Origin of the sequence: Pseudomonas sp. B6001 (genome assembly GCF_013386015.1) — a bacterium.
In the GTDB taxonomy this organism is placed as follows: Bacteria; Pseudomonadota; Gammaproteobacteria; order Pseudomonadales; family Pseudomonadaceae; genus Aquipseudomonas.
The window spans coordinates 17,551-35,825 of the sequence record NZ_JACAOX010000055.1; the positions used below are offsets into that span (position 1 = coordinate 17,551).

General features: G+C 64.2%; 18 protein-coding genes. 14 read left to right on the forward strand and 4 right to left on the reverse strand.

Annotated elements, in window-relative coordinates; all coding sequences use genetic code 11:
* Positions 1–156: 156 nt before the first annotated feature.
* From hpaR to gspD, 13 genes are all read left to right on the forward strand, one after another.
* Entirely contained in the window at positions 157–579 is a 423-nt protein-coding gene (gene hpaR, locus HX821_RS31265; protein WP_008437189.1) for a homoprotocatechuate degradation operon regulator HpaR, read from the forward strand.
* 88 nt (positions 580–667) lie between these two features.
* Positions 668–3,058 (forward strand): TonB-dependent receptor, encoded by a 2,391-nt coding sequence (locus HX821_RS31270; RefSeq protein WP_177037367.1) that lies wholly within the window; start codon positions 668–670, stop codon positions 3,056–3,058.
* Between the two features lie 371 nt (positions 3,059–3,429).
* Positions 3,430–5,124, forward strand: a complete 1,695-nt coding sequence (gene gspE, locus HX821_RS31275) for a type II secretion system ATPase GspE (RefSeq protein WP_177037373.1) — start codon at positions 3,430–3,432, stop codon at positions 5,122–5,124.
* On the forward strand, positions 5,121–6,323 hold the full coding sequence (gene gspF, locus HX821_RS31280; protein WP_102605832.1) for a type II secretion system inner membrane protein GspF: 1,203 nt from the start codon (positions 5,121–5,123) through the stop codon (positions 6,321–6,323). Before gspE ends, gspF begins: the two co-directional genes overlap by 4 nt.
* 20 nt (positions 6,324–6,343) lie before the next feature.
* The gene (gene gspG / locus HX821_RS31285; protein WP_003209911.1) at positions 6,344–6,769 is read left to right on the forward strand and encodes a type II secretion system major pseudopilin GspG; all 426 of its coding nucleotides are present in this window, start codon (positions 6,344–6,346) and stop codon (positions 6,767–6,769) included.
* Positions 6,769–7,200, forward strand: coding sequence for a type II secretion system protein (locus tag HX821_RS31290; RefSeq protein ID WP_003209913.1), 432 nt, complete (start codon positions 6,769–6,771; stop codon positions 7,198–7,200). Before gspG ends, HX821_RS31290 begins: the two co-directional genes overlap by 1 nt.
* Positions 7,197–7,565 (forward strand): type II secretion system protein, encoded by a 369-nt coding sequence (locus HX821_RS31295; RefSeq protein ID WP_008437204.1) that lies wholly within the window; start codon positions 7,197–7,199, stop codon positions 7,563–7,565. The genes HX821_RS31290 and HX821_RS31295 overlap by 4 nt, the downstream gene beginning before the upstream one ends.
* Positions 7,562–8,179: a prepilin-type N-terminal cleavage/methylation domain-containing protein gene (locus tag HX821_RS31300; RefSeq protein WP_177037368.1), complete on the forward strand. Its 618-nt coding sequence runs from the start codon at positions 7,562–7,564 to the stop codon at positions 8,177–8,179. Before HX821_RS31295 ends, HX821_RS31300 begins: the two co-directional genes overlap by 4 nt.
* A complete protein-coding gene (locus tag HX821_RS31305; protein ID WP_177021243.1) occupies positions 8,176–8,898 on the forward strand; it encodes a general secretion pathway protein GspK in 723 nt (240 codons plus the stop codon). The genes HX821_RS31300 and HX821_RS31305 overlap by 4 nt, the downstream gene beginning before the upstream one ends.
* Positions 8,895–9,935 carry a PilN domain-containing protein gene (locus HX821_RS31310; protein WP_177022129.1) on the forward strand — a complete coding sequence of 347 codons (1,041 nt, stop codon included), beginning with the start codon at positions 8,895–8,897 and terminating at the stop codon, positions 9,933–9,935. The genes HX821_RS31305 and HX821_RS31310 overlap by 4 nt, the downstream gene beginning before the upstream one ends.
* On the forward strand, positions 9,910–10,521 hold the full coding sequence (gene gspM, locus HX821_RS31315) for a type II secretion system protein GspM (protein WP_177037369.1): 612 nt from the start codon (positions 9,910–9,912) through the stop codon (positions 10,519–10,521). Before HX821_RS31310 ends, gspM begins: the two co-directional genes overlap by 26 nt.
* Entirely contained in the window at positions 10,518–11,042 is a 525-nt protein-coding gene (locus HX821_RS31320; protein ID WP_177037370.1) for a general secretion pathway protein GspN, read from the forward strand. Before gspM ends, HX821_RS31320 begins: the two co-directional genes overlap by 4 nt.
* Positions 11,039–13,240: a type II secretion system secretin GspD gene (gspD, locus tag HX821_RS31325; RefSeq protein ID WP_177037371.1), complete on the forward strand. Its 2,202-nt coding sequence runs from the start codon at positions 11,039–11,041 to the stop codon at positions 13,238–13,240. The genes HX821_RS31320 and gspD overlap by 4 nt, the downstream gene beginning before the upstream one ends.
* Positions 13,241–13,248: 8 nt before the next feature.
* Here the strand turns inward: gspD and HX821_RS31330 are convergent, their stop codons facing one another.
* The 4 genes from HX821_RS31330 to HX821_RS31345 all read right to left on the reverse strand — a co-directional run bounded on the left by HX821_RS31330 (position 13,249) and on the right by HX821_RS31345 (position 17,255).
* Entirely contained in the window at positions 13,249–13,911 is a 663-nt protein-coding gene (locus HX821_RS31330; RefSeq protein WP_003209925.1) for an RraA family protein, read from the reverse strand.
* Positions 13,912–13,937: 26 nt separating this feature from the next.
* Positions 13,938–15,275, reverse strand: a complete 1,338-nt coding sequence (locus tag HX821_RS31335; protein WP_256344175.1) for an MFS transporter — start codon at positions 15,273–15,275, stop codon at positions 13,938–13,940.
* Positions 15,276–15,378: 103 nt separating this feature from the next.
* Positions 15,379–16,602, reverse strand: a complete 1,224-nt coding sequence (locus tag HX821_RS31340) for a pyridoxal phosphate-dependent aminotransferase (protein ID WP_177037372.1) — start codon at positions 16,600–16,602, stop codon at positions 15,379–15,381.
* On the reverse strand, positions 16,599–17,255 hold the full coding sequence (locus HX821_RS31345) for an RraA family protein (RefSeq protein WP_102605840.1): 657 nt from the start codon (positions 17,253–17,255) through the stop codon (positions 16,599–16,601). Before HX821_RS31345 ends, HX821_RS31340 begins: the two co-directional genes overlap by 4 nt.
* Before the next feature lie 104 nt (positions 17,256–17,359).
* On the opposite strand from HX821_RS31345, the gene HX821_RS31350 reads away from it, so the two are divergent.
* Positions 17,360–18,244, forward strand: coding sequence for a LysR family transcriptional regulator (locus HX821_RS31350; protein ID WP_134326192.1), 885 nt, complete (start codon positions 17,360–17,362; stop codon positions 18,242–18,244).
* Positions 18,245–18,275 lie beyond the last annotated feature (31 nt).

Consider the following 18,275-nt stretch of genomic DNA (forward strand, 5'->3'; position numbering starts at 1 on the left):
GGCATATTGTTAACATGTTATATTTAGGCTGAATAGCTGGATTAACAGGTTTTTATGAATTCGTTTCGAAATTAACGACTTGCTGCGTGCGTCGGGTTGCGCACGCGGGACACCGACTCTAAGCTTCGTCGCTTCGACCTCTATTGCGCGTGAACCATGCCCACCCCCAGACCGTCCCTTACGCTCACCTTGCTCCAGGCCCGCGAAGCGACCATGGCGTTCTTCCGGCCGTTGCTCAATGAACATGACCTGACCGAACAGCAGTGGCGGGTGATCCGCATCCTGCGCCAGCAAGGCGAACTCGAAAGCCACCAACTGGCGCACCTCGCCTGCATCCTCAAGCCGAGCATGACCGGCGTACTGGGGCGGCTGGAGCGTGACGGCATCGTGCGCCGGCGCAAATCCGCCGAAGACCAGCGCCGGGTGTTCGTCGCCCTGACCGAACAGGGCCAGCAGTGTTTCGTCGACATGAGCGCCGGGATGGAAAGCAATTACCTGAAGATTCAGGAGCAGTTCGGCGAGGAATCCCTGGAGCAATTGATGGAGCTGCTCCAGAAGCTCAAAGGCATCAAACCGTAATAATCAAAAAATAGTGGCTGAAGCCTGTCCCTTTTTTTCACGTGACTGGTCATTCCAGGTAAGTGAACAAAATCGAGAGCTTCTTCCAATGCCCGCAATACGCCCGTTGCTGAACCTCAGCCTCATGCTGAGCCTGAGTGCCAGCCCGTTGTTCGTTCCCATCAGCTATGCCGAAGACGGTGCGTCCCGGCGCAGCTACCAGGTGCCGGCCGGCAGCCTGAGCGCCGCGCTGACCCGTTTCGCCGGGCTGGCCGGGGTCAACCTCTCGGTGGACCCGGCGCTGGTCAGCGGCCGCAACAGCAGCGGGTTGTCCGGCGAATACGGCGTCGAAGAAGGTTTCGCGCGCCTGCTCCAGGGCTCCGGCCTGCAACTGCAGCCCATGGGCGAGCAGGCCTATAGGCTGACCCCGGTTCCCGAAGGCGGCAGCCTGCAACTGGCGCCCACCTCGATTCTCGGCACCACCGGCGATGCCGACAGCGAGTCTTTCGCCGGTGGCCAGGTGGCGCGCCGTGGCTCCCAGGGCCTGCTGGGCTCGAAGGACTTCATGGATACTCCGTTCAGCATGACCACCTACACCAGCGCGGCGGTCAAGAACCAGCAGGCGCGTACCCTTGGCGACCTGATTGCCAGCGACCCCTCGGTGCGCGCCACCAACCCGGCCGGCGGGCGCTATGAGCAATTCACCATTCGCGGCTTCAGCCTGTTCAACAGTGATGTCGCCTACAACGGCCTCTATGGCGTATTGCCGACCTACACCATCGACATGGAAATGGCCGAGCGCGTCGACATCATCAAAGGCCCCAGCCAGTTGATCAACGGCATCTCGCCACGGGGCAGCGTGGGCGGCGGGATCAACGTGGTGCCCAAGCGTGCCACCGACACACCCATCACCTCGCTCACCGGCAGTTGGGCCTCCGACAGCCAGGCGGGCGGAGCCGTGGATATCGGCCGGCGTTTTGGTGAAGACAACCAGTTCGGCCTGCGTTTCAACGGCGTGAAACAGTCCGGCGACACCGCCTGGGATCACCAGAGTGTCGACCGCGAAATGGCCGTGTTGGGCCTGGATTTTCGCGGTGAACGCCTGCGACTCTCCACCGACATCGGCCGTACCGAGCGCGACACCGACGCCCCCCAGGAACGTGTGCAAGTCGGGCCCGACGCCAGGGTGCCGAGTGCCAACGACGTACGCCACAACTACGCGCAGCTCTGGAGCAAGGCAAGCACCAACGACACCTTCGGCACGGTCAACGGCGAGTTTGATCTCAGCGACAACGTAATGCTCTACGGCGGCGTCGGTGCGCGCAAAAGCAACCATGACTTCCTGCGCCATGCAGTGTCGGTGGCCAACAACGCCGGCGATTTCAGCGTGCAGCCCCGCGACTTCACCCGCGATGAAAACGTGCGCACCGCCACGGCGGGCGTGCGCAACTGGTTCCATACCGGCCCGGTGAGCCATGAGGTCAACCTGGCGGCCAGCTACTTCTACATGGACTTCGAAAACGGCGGCGCGCGATATGCGCAGGGTTCGAGCAATATCTACAACCCTGTGGAAACCCCGGCGCCTGGCCGGCCAACGCGATTTGACTCGAAGGTCTACACCGAAAACCGTTTCAGCGGTGTGGCGTTGTCCGACACCCTGGGTTTTTTCGATGACCGGTTGCTGCTGACCCTCGGTGCGCGCTGGCAGCGGGTCAAGGTCGACGACTGGACCGATGACGTCAAAGGCGACACCGCCTACGACGAGGAAAAAATTTCACCGTCCGGCGGCATCCTGTTCAAGGCCACCGACAAGCTCTCGTTGTACGCCAACTACATGGAAGGCCTGAGCCAGGGCAAGGTCGCGCCGTCGGCGTCGGTCAACGATGACGAAATCTTCCCACCGTTCATCAGCCGTCAGGTCGAAGTCGGCGCCAAGTACGACGCCGGTGCGTTCGCGGTGACGGCCGCTGTATTCCGGATCAAGCAGCCGGCCTACGAGACCAACGCCACCACGCTGGTCTTCGGCCCCAATGGCAAGCGCCAGAACGATGGTGTGGAACTCAGCGTGTTCGGCGAGCCGCTCAAGGGTTTCCGCCTGCTGGGCGGGGTGATGTACATCGACAGCGAACTGACCCACACCACCAACGGCACCTACGACGGCAACCGCGCGCCGGCCACGCCCAAGTACAACGTCAACCTGGGCGCGGAGTGGGACGTGCCGACTGTTGAAGGCCTGACCCTGACCAGCCGCGGGATCTATTCCAGCTCGCAGTACCTGGACCAGTCCAACGTCAAGGAAATCGACGCCTGGACGCGGCTTGATGTCGGCGCACGCTACGCCTTCAAGGTCGACGACAAGCACATCACCCTGCGGGCCAATGTCGAGAACGTGGCCAACCGGCGCTACTGGAGTTCGGCCGGTGCCTCGGATGACAGCGAGCCGGGGTTGACCTTGTCGACGCCGCGCACGTATTTGCTGTCGGCGACCGTCGACTTCTAGCGGCAATCGCGCCACAGGGAAGTGGCACTCTTGTGCAGTGCAAAATTAAACGACGAGAAGTTCAATGATTAGTACTGTTGCAGTGGGCTGGCTATTTGCAATCGTGAACTAAGCATCAATATGTTAGTCGATGTGTTTAACAAGATTTTATGAATTGTGGCGAACTAATGGCCTTGGTCAGTAGTTCTAAAAGGCCATGATTTGCCACGGCTGTCCTGCACATCGCTTGTGTGTAGGGTCTTGATCTTGTTCAAGGCGCCGCTGGGACTAGTTGTTGTTTCTGCACCCTTGGAAACAGCCTCTTCAACTAGTTGTTCAGAATGGTGCAGATGTCTCAACCGATACCGTCAATGCCCATCGATGCATGCCGAATGCAGATTCCGGATGCCGAACAAGTGTGCGCGTGGCTGATGCGAAAAGCCGGTCTGAAAACCGTCGACCTGGAACGTGCTCGACGGTTATCCCAGGAATCCGACGACCCCGAACTGCTCGGCCTGCTGACGCGCCTGGGGCTGGTTTCCGAAGTGGAACTGGCGCGGGCCTGGGCCGATTTGCTCGGCGCGCCGTTGCTGCTGGCGGACGCCGCACCGCCCGTGCTCGACCCGCTGCCGGCGCTGACCGAACGCTTCATGCGCCATTACCAGGTGGTGCCGGTGGGCTGGAGCCACGGTGGTGTGCGGGTGTTGGCGGCCAACCCGGCGCTGCTGTATCCGTTCCAGGCCCTGGCATACGCGTGCGGCGTGCCGGTGTGGCTGGCGGTCGGGCCGCGCAACGAAGTCGAAACCCTGATCGAGCGTTACTACGGCCAGGGCCGTTCCGCCATGGGCACCCTGATCGAAAACCTCGACGAACAGGGCGGTGCCCTGGAGGACATCGAACACCTCAAGGACATGGCCTCCGAAGCCCCGGTGATTCGCCTGGTCAACCTGATCCTGCAACGGGCCGTGGAGCACCGCGCCTCGGACATCCATATCGAACCCTTTGAAAACCAGCTCAAGGTGCGCTACCGCATCGACGGTGTGCTGCATGAAGCGGAAGCGCCGCCGGCGAGTTCCTCGGCGGCGGTGATTTCCCGGGTCAAGATCATGGCGCGCCTCGACATCGCCGAGCGCCGCCTGCCGCAGGACGGCCGGATCATGTTGCGCATCCAGGGCAAGGAACTGGACCTGCGGGTATCCACGGTGCCCACCAGTTTTGGCGAGTCGGTGGTGATGCGCCTGCTGGACCGCCAGACCGTGCAGTTCGATTTCCAGAGCCTGGGCTTTGACGGCCAGCGCCTGGAAACCTTCCTTAAAGTGCTCGAGCGACCCCACGGCATCCTGCTGGTCACCGGGCCCACCGGCTCGGGTAAAACCACCACGCTCTATACCGCGTTGTCGCGGCTCAATACCGCCGAGCGCAAGATCATCACCGTCGAAGACCCGGTGGAATACCAACTGGAAGGCATCAACCAGATCCAGGTCAAGCCGGCCATTGGGCTGGACTTCGCCGGGGCGCTGCGCTCCATCGTACGCCAGGACCCGGACGTGATCATGATCGGTGAAATCCGCGACCTCGAAACCTGCCGCATCGCCATCCAGTCCTCCCTGACCGGCCACCTGGTGCTCTCGACCCTGCACACCAACAGTGCCGCAGCGAGTATCACGCGCCTGCTGGACATGGGGGTGGAGAGCTACCTGATCGCCTCGACCGTCAATGGCATCCTCGCGCAGCGCCTGGTCCGCCGCCTCGACCCGGCGACCCGTGAGGCGTTCGAAGCCCCGCCGGAGCTGATCGAGGAACACGGCCTCGACCGCTTCACCGAGCAGCGCCCGATCCTGCTTTACCGGCCTCGCGCCAACGCCGCCGGCGGCGGTTACCACGGCCGCAGTGCAATCACCGAATTGCTGGTGATGAATGACGAACTGCGCAGCTTGTTGATGCGCCAGGCCGACGCCGCGACCCTCGAACAGGCCGCCCGCCGTGGTGGCTTGCGCACCCTGCATGAAGAAGGCCTGCGCCAGGCGGTGGCTGGTGTCACATCCCTTGAAGAAGTGTTGCGCGTCACCCGTGGAGAGGGCGCGTGAGCCTGTTCAAATACCGTGCCCTGGACAGCCAGGGCGTCGCGCAGAACGGCACCCTCGAAGCGAAGGACCAGGCCGCCGCCGTCGCTGCGCTGCACAAGCGTGGCCTGCTGCTGTTGCACATTGATGCCGCCGGTGCCCAAGGGCTGCGCAATGCCTTCGGGCGCGGCCAGTTGAATGGCGCGGCGCTGGTCAGTTTTACCCAGCAACTGGCCACCCTGCTGGGCGCGGGCCAACCGTTGGAACGCTCGCTGGGCATCCTGCTCAAGCAGCCCGGCCAGCCGCAGACCCGGGCGCTGATCGAACGTATCCGCGAGCACGTCAAGGCCGGCAAGCCATTGTCGGCAGCGCTGGAAGAGGAGGGCAGCCAGTTTTCGCCGCTGTACCTGAGCATGGTGCGTGCCGGTGAGGCGGGCGGTGCGCTGGAGAACACCCTGCGCCAACTCAGTGACTACCTGGAACGCAGCCAGTTATTGAGAGGCGAGGTGATCAACGCGCTGATCTATCCCGCCTTCCTGGTGGTGGGCGTGCTCGGTTCCCTGGCGCTGTTGCTGGCTTACGTGGTGCCGCAGTTCGTGCCGATCTTCAAGGATCTGGGCGTGCCGATTCCGTTGATCACCGAAGTGATCCTGGGCCTTGGGCAGTTCCTCGGCGCCTATGGCCTGGCGGTTTTTGCCGGGTTGATCGTGACGGTCTGGGCCCTGGCGGCACGCCTGCGCAACCCACGACACCGCGAGCAGTACGACCGGCGCGTGCTGGGTATCCGCGTTATCGGCCCGCTGTTGCAGCGGGTCGAAGCCGCACGCCTGGCACGCACCCTCGGCACCTTGCTGAGCAACGGCGTGGCGCTGCTGCAAGCGCTGGTGATCGCGCGCCAGGTCTGCACCAACCGTGCCTTGCAGGCACAAGTGGCCCAGGCCGCCGAGTCGGTGAAAGGCGGCGGCACTCTGGCCAGTGCATTTGGCAGCCAACCGCTGCTGCCGGACCTGGCCCTGCAAATGATTGAAGTCGGCGAACAGGCCGGTGAACTGGACAGCATGCTGCTCAAGGTCGCCGACGTGTTCGACGTTGAAGCCAAGCGCGGCATCGACCGCCTGCTCGCCGCCCTGGTGCCGTCCCTGACGGTGGTCATGGCGGTGCTGGTGGCGGTGATCATGCTGGCGATCATGCTGCCGCTGATGAGCCTGACCAGCAATATATGAAGACCCAAGGAAGCAAGCCGATGCGCCATACCCGTTTCAAACCCGCCCGCCGCCAAGGCGGTTTCACCTTGCTGGAAATGCTCGCGGTGATCGTGTTGCTGGGCATCGTCGCGACCATCGTGGTGCGCCAGGTGGGCGGCAACGTCGACAAGGGCAAATACGGCGCGGGCAAGGCGCAACTGGCCAGCCTGAGCATGAAGATCGAGAGTTACGGCCTGGACGTCGGCTCGCCACCCAAGACCCTCCAGCAATTGGTCGACAAGCCTGGCAACACCGCCGGCTGGGCCGGGCCGTACGCCAAGCCCTCAGACCTCAAGGACCCGTTCGGCCATGCCTTCGGCTATCGCTTCCCCGGTGAACATGGCGCCTTCGACCTGATCTTCTACGGTCAGGACGGCCAGCCCGGCGGCGAAGGCTACAGCGCCGACTTGGGCAACTGGGAATAATGCCGGCCCTCCAACGCGGCTTTACCCTGCTGGAGATGCTGGTGGTGATCGTGTTGATCAGCATCGCGGCCGGGTTGGTGGGATTTGGCCTGCAACAAGGCCTGCGGGTAGCGAAAGAGCGCCAGGTGGTCGGGCAGATGGTGGATGCCCTGCGCAGCACACGGGCACGGGCGATTGTCAGCGGCAGGTCGGCCAAGACCGTCTTCGACTTGGCCCGGCTGAGCTTTCAGGCGCCGGGGCAACCCATCAAGCACTGGCCGGCCGATCTGCAAGTGACCCTGCACACCGCCGAACACGCAGGCGCTGCGGTGGAGTTTTACCCCGACGGCAGCTCTACCGGCGGCAACCTGTTATTGGCCAATGGCACGCGACGCTGGCGCATCGACGTCGGCTGGCTGACCGGCAGCGTGCAGTCCAGGGCATTGCCATGAAGCGTCAGTCGGGTTTCACCTTGCTGGAAATGCTCGCAGCGCTGACCCTCATGGCGATCTGCAGCACGGTGTTGCTGGTCGCGTTCGGCCAAAGCGCGCGCTCGTTGTTGCAGGTGGCCCACAGCGACCGCCTGACCCATACCGCCTTGAGCGTGATGGATCAGGAGGCGTCGGGGCCCCTGGCCAGTGGCGTGCGCGAGGGCGAGCTGGACGGCATTGCCTGGCAACTGCGCGTCGCCCAGCAGCCCACCCGCATCGGTCAGCCACATTTGTTTCGCCTTGATCTCAGCGTCAGCGAAGGTCCGCGCCGCGCAAATTTCAGTACCTTGAAACTGCGCGCCAGCCGCGACGGGAGCCTCCAGTGAAGCAGCAGCGGGGCTTCACCTTGCTCGAAATCATGATCGTGCTTAGCCTGCTGGGCGTGTTGTTGGCCCTGGTGGGCGGCGCGCTCCTGGGAGCCAACCGTGCAGTACTCAAGGCGCAGCGCTACACCGTCAGCCTGGATGAAAGTCGCGCCGCGCAACAGTTCCTGCGCACTTCCATCAGCGAGGCGCTGCCCCTGGACGTGACCGAGGACGACAGCCAGACCAACGGCTTTTTTGTCGGCGCTCCCCAGCGCCTGCAATACGTCGCGACCTTGCCGGGCGTGCTCGGCGGCGGTATCCAGCGTTTCACCTTGCAGTTGACCGAGCGCGAGTTGCAGGTGGCGTTCGCACGGTTTGAGTCCAATGCCCAAGTGAGCGTGCCGGTCACCCGCAGCGAACCGCAGGTGTTGCTGAAGAACGTCGAGGATCTGCAATTCAGCTATCGCGGCCTGTCGCCCAAGGGCCAGGCCACCGGTTGGATCAGTGACTGGCCGTGGAGCAAACGCCTGCCTTATGCGGTACGCATTGCAGCACAAGTCAACGGACCGGTGCCGTGGGTCACCCAAGTGGTTGCCTTGCGCCTGAACCTCTCCAGCGGAGCATCAGGCGAATGAAGCGTCAGCGCGGCGTTGCATTGCTGCTGGTGCTGTGGGTACTGGCGTTGCTCAGCTTGCTGCTGGGCGGCCTGGCCGGTTGGGTACAACTGGAAAGCCGCCAGGCCCTGTGGCATCGCCAGCATACCCAGGCGCTGCTGGCGGCGGAGGCGGGCGTGGCGTTGGCCATGCAGGCCCTGGCCGACCCGCTGCAACGCAAGCAATGGATCGCCGACGGCCGCGAAATGCCCCTGGTATTTGATGACGCACAGCTTCACGTGAGCCTGCACAGCGAGCGCGGCAAGCTGTATTTGAACAGCGCCGAGGCCGCTGACTTTGCCCGCCTGGCCCTGGCCTGCGGCGCCACCCAGGCCCAGGCCGGCCGGCTCGCCAGGGACCTGGAAATGCGGCGCAACGCAGGCCTGGCGCCGTTCCGCGTGGTGGAGGAAGTGCGGCAATTGCCCGGCATGACCCAGGCGCTGTACAGCCGGCTGGCCCCGGAAATCAGTTTGTGGAGCGGCCTGGACCGGCCCGATCCCGCTTTCGCCAGCCCCTTGATGCGCCAGGCGCTGAACCTGCCCCGGCAGAGCGCGGTAGGGGCCGACCCCGGTGACGTGCTGGTGATCGACAGCCGCGCACAACGCCCCGGCGGTTACCACGCCCGGTTACGAACCACGGTTTTATTGAGCCCATCGGAGGGAAGCGCACAACCTTATCGGGTGCTGCGTTGGCAAGAATGAATCCATACCTTTCGGCGCCAGTGGCGCGCCTTCAACAGCTGGCCGAACCGCTCACCCGGCGCTGGCGCGGCAGCTTGCTGCAAGTGGGCTGGCGCCTGTGGCTCAAGGAGCTGCGTGGCTGCCTGCCGGCGTGGCTGTCGGTCCGTGACATCCCCGAGCACCGCTACCACTGGCCGTTGACCGAGCCGGTGGCAAAACCTGCCGACGAGGTGCGCCAGGTACTGGTGCTCGCGCCCTCGGCGGTGCTGCTGCAAACCCTGCAACTGCCCCTGGCGGCCGCGCGCAACCTGTCGACCGTTATGGGTTATGAGCTGGACCGCTTTACCCCGTTCGAGGCTGAACAGTTGTACTTCGTGGCCCGCCAGGAACGGCGCACCGCCACGCATGTGCAAGTGACCCTGGTGGCCATCCTGCGGGAGCGCCTGGATCAAATCCTGTTGGACTGCGCTGCTCTCGGCTTGCAGCCCCATGCGGTGGATGTGGACGGGCCAATGGGCATCGACCTGCTGCCGGCGCCGTTGCGCCCACGCCAGCGGCCGGCCGGGAAGGGCTTGCAACGCAGCCTGCCCTGGCTGTGCGGCGCCTTGCTGATTGCCGCGATGCTGCTGTGGCTCAACGACCGCCAGCGGGTGCTCGACGTCATGCAGGCGCAGGTGCAACAACAGAAAGCCCAGGTCGCCGAGGTCCAGAGCCTGCGCCAGCAACTGCTCAATACCCGTGGCGCCGCGCAGTACCTGATTCGCCGCAAGTCGGCACAACCGCCGTTGGCGGCGTTGCTCAACGAGCTGACCGCCTGCCTGCCCGCCGACACCTGGATCGACCAGTTGGACGTCAACAACGGCGCCGACGTGTCCTTCTCCGGGCAAAGCGCCAAGGCGAGTGCCCTGATCACTCGGATCAAGGCGTGCCACAGCCTGGAAAACCCCCAGTTCGAAGGAGTGATCCAACCCGATGCGCAAACCGGCAAGGATCAGTTTTCCCTGCGCGCCCACTTGCACCAGGAGGCCGCCGATGCGCCGACCACTGACACCCCGTGAGCGTCGCGGCGCCGCCTTGCTGGTCCTGGCGCTGGTGCTGGGCGGCGGTTACTGGCTGCTGATCGACAGCTGGTTCGCCGGGCCGTTGCGTGCCATGGGCGAGCAGGCCGAACAGCTGCGCGAACAACAGCAACGCTATGCGGGCCTGCTGCACCAGGGCGCCGCCTTGCGTGAGCAACTGGAGCAAGCCCGCCAGGACCCGGCCAGCAGCACCAGCCTGTTGCCGGGGGATGACCCCAGCGCCGTGGCGGCGGACCTGATGCAGCGCATCGCCGACCTGATCAACAGCCGCGCCGGCCTCGGCGGCGGCTGCAGCCTGACCCAGCGCATGCCCATCACCCCGGAGCAGGACGACACCGAGCCCTATCGCCAGGTCAAAGTCAGCCTGACCCTCAACTGCGCCATCGAACCCCTGACCGCGATCCTGCATGAGCTGGAGTACCAGCGACCGTTCCTGTTCGTGGATGAAATGAGCGTCCGTCGCGGGCCGAATGCCCCCGCCAGCGGCGGTGCCGGAAAGCTGGTGGTGCACCTGTTGGTGCGCGGTTATCTGCAACCGGCAGCCGCCACGCAGGCCCACCGATGATCAATTCATTGCGCCCCCTCGAGTGGGTGTTGCTCGGTGTGGCCGGGCTGCTGGGCCTGCTGATGGTGGGTATCCTGAGCAGCATCGGCGATGCGCCGCAGTGGCTGGATGAGCCTGCCTCCACCGCGCGCGCCAATGCTTCGGCCAAGGTTCACGTGGCCCCGAGTGCGACCCTGGAAAGCCTCGCCGGCACCTGGCAGGCGCCGCTGTTCAGCCCCGACCGCAGCCCCGATGCTGCCGTTGGCCAGGCCGAGATTTCCAGCCTGTCGAGCCTGAAGTTGACCGGCGTGCTGCTCGACGGCGACCTGCGCGTCGCGCTGCTCAAGCGTGCCGACGGCCCGCCGCTCAAAATCCATCAAGGCCAGACCCTGCCCAACGGCTGGCGCCTGGAACACCTGACACCGCTGCACGCCCGTTTTGTGCTGGATGGCCGCACGCAAACCCTGAGCCTCAGCGTTCCGCGTTTGCCGCCGCCGTCCACCACACCACCGATTTCCCTTCCTCACGAGCCCGCCCCTTGATCGATACTTCCCCTCGCGCCTTGCGCACCAGCGTGTTTTGCCTGGCCACCGCCGTCGCCCTGGGCGGCTGTGGGTCATTCCCCGATCACCTCGACCCGGACGATGCCTTGCTTCACGAGGCGATGCAGGGCACCGGTTCGCAACGGCCGCCCGTGGACCCGGCCAGCGAGTCGCCTTCGGCCGACAGCCGCCAACCCCAGGTGCCTACGCCGTCCCAGCGCCAGTTGATTCGCGGTAACCAGCAGTTCGTGCGCCAGCCCGCACCGGCGCCGGCGGTCAAGGATGAAGCCAGCGGGGACATCGTGTTCAACTTCGCCGACCAGCCGATTGAGGCGGTGATCAACAGCGTCATGGGCGACCTGCTGCACGAGAACTACAGCATCGCCCAGGGTGTGAAAGGCAACGTAAGCTTCTCCACCTCAAAGCCGGTGAGCAAGCAGCAGGCGCTGTCGATCCTCGAAACCCTGTTGTCCTGGACCGACAACGCGATGATCCGCCAGGGCCAGCGCTACGTGATCCTGCCCGCCAACCAGGCGGTGGCGGGCAAGCTGGTGCCGGAAATGAGCGTGTCGCAACCCTCCAGCGGGCTCTCGGCACGGCTGTTTCCGCTGCGCTATATCTCGGCCACGGAAATGCAGAAACTGCTCAAGCCGTTCGCCCGGGAAAACGCATTCCTGCTGGTGGACCCGGCACGCAACGTGCTGAGCCTGGCCGGTACGCCGGATGAGTTGGCCAACTATCAGGACACCATCGACACCTTCGACGTCGATTGGCTCAAGGGGATGTCGGTGGGGGTGTTCGGTTTGCAACGGGCCTCGGTGGCCGAGTTGATGCCCGAGCTGCAAAAAATGTTTGGCCCCGACAGCGGCATGCCCCTGGCGGGCATGGTGCGCTTCCTGCCCATCGAGCGGACCAATTCGGTGGTGGCGATCTCGTCCCAGCCGCAGTACCTCAGTGAAGTTGGCGACTGGATTCACACCATAGATGAAGGCGGCGGCAACGAGCCGCAGATGTACGTCTACGACGTGCGCAACATGAAGGCCACGGACCTCGCCAAATACCTGCGGCAGATCTACGGCACCGGCGCGATCAAGGACGATACGCCGGCCAAGGTGGCGCCGGGTCTGCGCACGGCGACCTTGTCGTCACTCAATACCAGCGGCGGCACCTCGGGTGGCTTGAACAACAGCAGCAATAGCCCGCCCGTCAGTGACGATGAGGACCAGGCCCCGGCCGCCACTGAAGACACTGAAAACGCCGAGCCAGGCCCCGCCCCCAAAAGCCTCGATGCCGGCACCCGGATCACCGCGCAAAAAAGCAGTAACCAGTTGCTGGTACGCACCCGACCGGTGCAGTGGAAGGAGATCGAATCGGCGATCAAGCGCCTCGACAACCCGCCGTTGCAAGTGCAGATCGAGACGCGCATCCTCGAAGTCAAACTCACCGGCGAACTGGACCTAGGGGTGCAATGGTACCTGGGCCGCCTGGCGGGCAACTCCACCAGCACCACGGTAGCCAATACCCCTGGCAGCCAGGGCGCTCTGGGTGGCGGCGGTGCGGGATTGGGCGCGGACTCGCTGTTCTATTCCTTCGTCAGCTCCAACCTGCAAGTGGCCTTGCACGCCCTGGAAACCAACGGCCGCACCCAGGTGCTGTCGGCGCCGTCGCTGGTGGTGATGAACAACCAGCCGGCGCAGATCCAGGTGGGGGACAACATCCCCATCAGCCAGACCACGGTCAACACCGGCAACGCCGACAGCACCTTGAGCAGCGTCGAATACGTGCAGACCGGGGTGATCCTCGACGTGGTGCCGCGGATCAACCCGGGCGGCCTGGTGTACATGGACATCCAGCAACAGGTCAGCGACGCCGAGAACCAAACCACCAACAGCAGTGACACGCCCAACAACCCGCGCATCTCCACACGTTCGGTGTCGACCCAGGTGGCGGTGCAAAGCGGCCAGACCGTGTTGCTCGGCGGGCTGATCAAGCAGGACAACGCCGAGAGCGTCAGCGCCGTGCCGTACCTGGGGAAAATCCCCGGGCTGCGCTGGTTGTTTGGCAACACCAGCAAGTCCAGGGATCGCACCGAGTTGATCGTGCTGATCACGCCGAGGGTGATCACCAGCAGCGGTCAGGCGCGGCAGGTGACGGATGACTATCGCCAGCAGATGCAGCTGTTGCGACCGGCCAACTGAAGAACCTTTCAGCCCTTGCGTTGCAGGGTGTGATAACCCAGCGCCGCCCGTGCTTCACGCAGGGATTTGCCTTCATCGAGCAGCGCCCGGATACGCGCTTCCACCGCTTCAATCGAGCGTGCACAGGCTGCCACTTCATGGGCGCGCTCGCGCGGCACGATCACCACGCCATTGGCGTCGGCCACCACGATGTCCCGGGCGCACACCCGGGCCTGGCCGATGGACACCGGCTGGTTTACCGCTTCCACTTCAACCCGGTCCTTGCCCGTGCGCATGAACCGGCCCTTGGTGAACAGCGGGTAGCCGTCGCCCAGGGCCTTGCTCACGTCGCGGCACACGCCATCGATCACCGTCGCGGCGATCCGCTGGCTGCCGGCGTACTGGGTCATGATGTCGCCCCACACCGTGCAGTCGGTGCGTCCGTCGTTGTCGATCACCACCACATCGCCTTCGGCCACGTCATCGATAAAGTCGCCTACGGTGCCCGGCGGGGTGCTGGCGCTGACGTAGCGCACCGTGAAGGCCGGGCCGACCACCACCTGGCGATAGTTGTCCAGGGGCATGATTCCCAGGCATTGGCCGGGCAGGCCTAGCTTGTCCAGGGCGTCGGACACGCCCGGGGTGTCCAGGCCGGCAAACAGGGCAACCAATTCTTGGTCTTGGGGTGACATGGATAACTCCTCGTGGTGGTGACAAATCAGGTCGGGTGGCTGGAGGCCGGGCGGGGCTCGGCAATGGTCAGCAAAATGATGAAGCTGATGAACGAGCCGATCGCCAGCCAGGCGAACACGTAGTTCCAGCCGTAGTTGTCCAGCAGCAGGCCGGTGATGAAGGGCGTGGCGGCGGCGCCCAACTGGCCGATCATGTTCACGATGGCGTTGGAGATCGGGAAGGTCTTCTTGGTGGTCAGGCCCATCGGGTAGACCATGTAGGACGAGAAGCCGAGGCTCAGCACCACGCCGGTCAGCATCAGCAGCAAGCCGTAGGGCAGGGGCTCGGCCGGTGAGTTGATCAGCAGGTACATCATCAAAGAGGTGCCGACGGCCGACAGCAACATGCCCGGCTTGCGGCGCCCGCCCATCAGGCGGTCCGAGCAGAAACCGCCCAGCAGGTTGCCCAGCACCGCGCCCACCCAGGGCGCTGCCGAGACCAGGCCCATGTTCATGATCGAAAACTGCTTGACGGTCATCAGGTAGGTGGGAATCCACGCCAGCAGCACGCTGGAGACACCGAGCTGGAAGCAGTAGCTGGTGGCGCACCCCCAGATATTCCATGAGGTGAAAACCTGACGGTTGGTTTCCAGGGGCTTTTCATCGCGGGTGCGGATCACCCGGTCGAGCTTTTTCACCCACGCCGGCGTCTTGTGCACACGGGCGGTCTGGGCGATTGCGGTGTCTTCGACGATGTATTGAAGTTCGGCCTGGTTGACGAAGCGGCTGCGGGACGGATGGTCGGTGACCATGAAGTACCAGACCACCGCCAGCACGATGCCCGGGATCGCAAAGAAGTAGAAAATCTCGCGCCAGCCCCACACCGAAATGATCACGGCGCACAGCGGCGGCACGATCACCGGTCCGAACTTCACGGCCGATAAAAAGATCCCCGACGCGGTGCCTTTTTCCCGTGCCGGAAACCAGTTGTTGATGGTGGTGGTCATGCTGATGGGCAGCGGGCCTTCGGCGATACCCAGGCCCAGGCGATAGAGTTTCAGTGCCAGCAGTGAGCTGGCGGTGCCCACCAGCCCGGTCAACAGGGAGGTCAGCACCATGGCCCCCGGCAGGATCCGGCTGACGCCAAAGCGGCCGAAGGCAAAGCCCGACGGCAGTTGTGCCAGGGCGTAAGCCAGCAGGAACAGGCTGACCAGGCCACCGGCCTGGGCGTTGCTCATTGCAAATTCCTGGCGAATGAACGGCAGCGCCACGCCGAGGTTGGCCCGGTCGGCGGCGGCCACGGTGTAGATCAGGAAAATCAGCGCAGCAACCACCCAGCGGTATTGGCTGCGCACAGCGGGTTTTATGACTTCAGGCATAGACATGGGGGCGGACCTTGTTGTTGTGAGTGTTGTCCTGTTCGGCCTTAATCTTAAGAAGGGGCGCACGCCACCATTAGCGATATTTATCTATGTGAACTCATCACTTTTATTCTTCTGCCAGCAAGCTGCTGCAGAAGCCGCGGATTGCCTCGCACGCCTGGCGCAACGACTTGTCATCCAGGGCATAGGCGATGCGGATGTACGGCCCCAGGCCAAAGGCGCTGCCATGCACCACGGCTACATTGGCCTCATCCAGCAGCGCCAGGGCCACGTCTTCATCGCTGCGCAGCAGCCGCCCGCCCGCCGAGGTGCGCCCGATCAGCACGGCGCATGAGGCGAACGCGTAGAACGCGCCGGCGGGGCTGATGCACGTCAGGCCTGGCGTGTCGCTCAGCAACTGGACCATCAAGTCCCGGCGCGCCTGGAACACCCGGCGGCTGTCGCGGATGAAATCCCTGGGGCCTTCCAGTGCAGCGAGGGCCGCCTGTTGCGAGATCGAACAGGCGCCGGAGGTCTGCTGGCCCTGGAGTTTTTCCATGGCCTCCAGCAGCCAGCGTGGGCCGGTGGCGAAACCGATGCGCCAGCCGGTCATGGCGTAGGCCTTGGACACGCCGTTCATGGTCAATGTGCGTGGTGCCAAACGCGGCTCAACCTGGGCCAGGGTATGAAAGGCCTGGCCGTCGAAGATCAGGTGCTCGTAAATGTCATCGGCCAGGATCAGCACCTGCGGGTGGGCCAACAGCACTTCGGCCAGCGCCCGTAGCTCGCCCTCGCTGTACACCGCGCCGGTGGGATTGGACGGTGAATTGAGGATCAGCCAGCGTGTTTGCAGGGTGATTGCAGCAGCCAGGGCCTCGGGTGTCAGCTTGAATCCACTGTTGGCATTGCAAGTGACGATGCGCGCCTCGCCGCCGCACAGTTGCACCATCTCCGGGTAACTGACCCAGTACGGCGCGGGCACGATCACCTCGTCGCCTTCATTGAGGGTGGCTGCCAGGGCGTTGTAGATCACCTGCTTGCCGCCGTTGCACACGAGGGTGTCCTGCCAGGACACGTCCAGGCCGTTTTCGCGCCGGAACTTCGCCGCCACCGCCTCCCGCAGGGCCCGCGCACCGGCCACCTGGGTGTAGCGGGTATGCCCGGTTTCAATGGCCTGGATCGCGGCTTCGCGGATATGCGCCGGGGTGTCGAAATCCGGTTCGCCGGCGCACAGCGAGATAATCTGCGCGCCTTGCGCCCGGCGTTCGGCGACGCGGTCCATGATGCGATAGGTGGCAGACGGTTGTGCGCTGGCCAGGCGCGGGTTCAGCCGCTGGATATCGGCGCTCATCGGCTGATCGCCTCAAACTGTGCGTCGTGCATCACCTCGACCACCGAGCGCCCGCTGCGCACGGCCTGCACCATGCCGTCCTGGCGGCGGGCAATGCGCTCGCCCAGGTCCAGGACCTTTTCGATCACCGCCTGGGGCACGAACACCGTGCCGCAGGTATCGGCGATCACGTAGTCGTCCTCGCTGACGCTTACGCCAGCAACGCTGAGGGTCACGCCGGCGTCGAGCTGCACCACGCGGTTGCGCGCGCTGATCATGGTCACGCCGCGTCCGTACACCGGATAGCCGATGGCTTCGCTGCCGTCGATATCGCGGCTGAAACCATCAATCACCGTACCGCGTATGTGTTTGCGCAACGCCGCGTTGGCGATGATGTCGCCCCAGCAGGAAATGCCCTCGATACCGCCGGCAATCACCAGCACCCGGTCGTCTGTCGCGACCTGTTCGATCACCGGGGTGATCAAGTGCACGGTCGGGGCGATGTCGGACTTGGGGCCGAGCAGTACGGTACTGGCGCGGCCAACGATCTTCGGGCAGTTCCACAACGGGCGCAGGCCCACGGTGGCGCCGGGCAGGCCGAGAAAGTCGAGGGCGTCGGACACGGTGTTGGTGTCCAGTGCGGCCAGGCGGTCGAGCAAACGGTCAGGGGTCATGGGCAAGCCTCGGGTGACGGAGGCGGCCAGTGTCAGGCAGTGCCTATGATAGGTATATTACGAAGTACAGAAGCCTTGCATACGCTTAACCTATGGATAAGACCATGATTAACTTTCGCCTGATTCGTCACCTCTGGTTGTTCCTGGCCGTGGCTGAAGAGCAGAACTTTGGCCGTGCGGCCAAGCGCCTCGGCATGTCCCAGCCACCGCTGAGCGAGCAGATCCAGGTGCTGGAGCAGGCGCTCAAGGTCAAGCTGTTCGATCGCTCCCGACGGGGGGCCAAGCTGACTCCGGTGGGCGCGGCGATCCTGCCGGCGGTGCGCAAGTTCGCCGAGCAGCTGGAGCGCCTGGAACTCGCCGTGGAAGAAGCGGTGGCGGGGCAGTCGGGGATGTTGACCATCGGCGCGATTTCCACGGCGATGTTTGATGTGCTGCCGGGGTTGATCGAGCAACTGAAGCTTGATTACCCGCAGCTCACGGTGTCGGTGCGGGAAATCGACAGCGTCGAGGCGTTGCCGGCGCTGGAGGCCGGGGATATCGACCTGGCGTTTGCCCGGCTGGATGGTGACCTTGGGGCTTCGGTGCAGTCATTGCCGCTGACGGAGGACCGGCTGGTGGTGGCGTTGCCGGCGGATCACCCGTTGGCGAGTCGTACGCGGATCAGTTTGTCGAGCCTGGCGAATGAGCCGTTGGTGATGTTTTCGCGCAACGTCAGTCCGGTGTATTTCGACAATTTGATCGCTACCTGTCGTGCCAGTGGGTTTTCGCCTCGGGTGCTGCATGAGGTGCGGTCGGTGGCTTCGCAGATCGCGTTTGTCAGCTATGGGCAGGGCATTGCGTTGGTGCCGGCGTCGTTGAAGAAGCTGGCGCCGGCCAATGTGGTGTTTCGGGCGTTGAGCCAGAAGCTCAATGTGGTGACCACGGCCGTCGCCTGGAATACCCAGCGGCCGAACCCGGTGGTGGAGGCGGTGATCGCGCGGTTTCGCTAGGGGTTGGGGTTGAGTACATATCCGTTATTTA

Coding starts and splice junctions, on each gene's coding strand:
- HX821_RS31340 (WP_177037372.1), bottom strand. CDS start 16,602: ATGAGCGCCGATATCCAGCGGCTGAACCCGCGCCTGGCCAGCGCACAA.
- HX821_RS31290 (WP_003209913.1), top strand. CDS start 6,769: ATGCCGGCCCTCCAACGCGGCTTTACCCTGCTGGAGATGCTGGTGGTG.
- HX821_RS31330 (WP_003209925.1), bottom strand. CDS start 13,911: ATGTCACCCCAAGACCAAGAATTGGTTGCCCTGTTTGCCGGCCTGGAC.
- HX821_RS31310 (WP_177022129.1), top strand. CDS start 8,895: ATGAATCCATACCTTTCGGCGCCAGTGGCGCGCCTTCAACAGCTGGCC.
- HX821_RS31345 (WP_102605840.1), bottom strand. CDS start 17,255: ATGACCCCTGACCGTTTGCTCGACCGCCTGGCCGCACTGGACACCAAC.
- HX821_RS31320 (WP_177037370.1), top strand. CDS start 10,518: ATGATCAATTCATTGCGCCCCCTCGAGTGGGTGTTGCTCGGTGTGGCC.
- gspG (WP_003209911.1), top strand. CDS start 6,344: ATGCGCCATACCCGTTTCAAACCCGCCCGCCGCCAAGGCGGTTTCACC.
- hpaR (WP_008437189.1), top strand. CDS start 157: ATGCCCACCCCCAGACCGTCCCTTACGCTCACCTTGCTCCAGGCCCGC.
- HX821_RS31335 (WP_256344175.1), bottom strand. CDS start 15,275: ATGTCTATGCCTGAAGTCATAAAACCCGCTGTGCGCAGCCAATACCGC.
- HX821_RS31350 (WP_134326192.1), top strand. CDS start 17,360: ATGATTAACTTTCGCCTGATTCGTCACCTCTGGTTGTTCCTGGCCGTG.
- gspE (WP_177037373.1), top strand. CDS start 3,430: ATGCAGATTCCGGATGCCGAACAAGTGTGCGCGTGGCTGATGCGAAAA.
- HX821_RS31295 (WP_008437204.1), top strand. CDS start 7,197: ATGAAGCGTCAGTCGGGTTTCACCTTGCTGGAAATGCTCGCAGCGCTG.
- HX821_RS31305 (WP_177021243.1), top strand. CDS start 8,176: ATGAAGCGTCAGCGCGGCGTTGCATTGCTGCTGGTGCTGTGGGTACTG.
- gspM (WP_177037369.1), top strand. CDS start 9,910: ATGCGCCGACCACTGACACCCCGTGAGCGTCGCGGCGCCGCCTTGCTG.
- HX821_RS31270 (WP_177037367.1), top strand. CDS start 668: ATGCCCGCAATACGCCCGTTGCTGAACCTCAGCCTCATGCTGAGCCTG.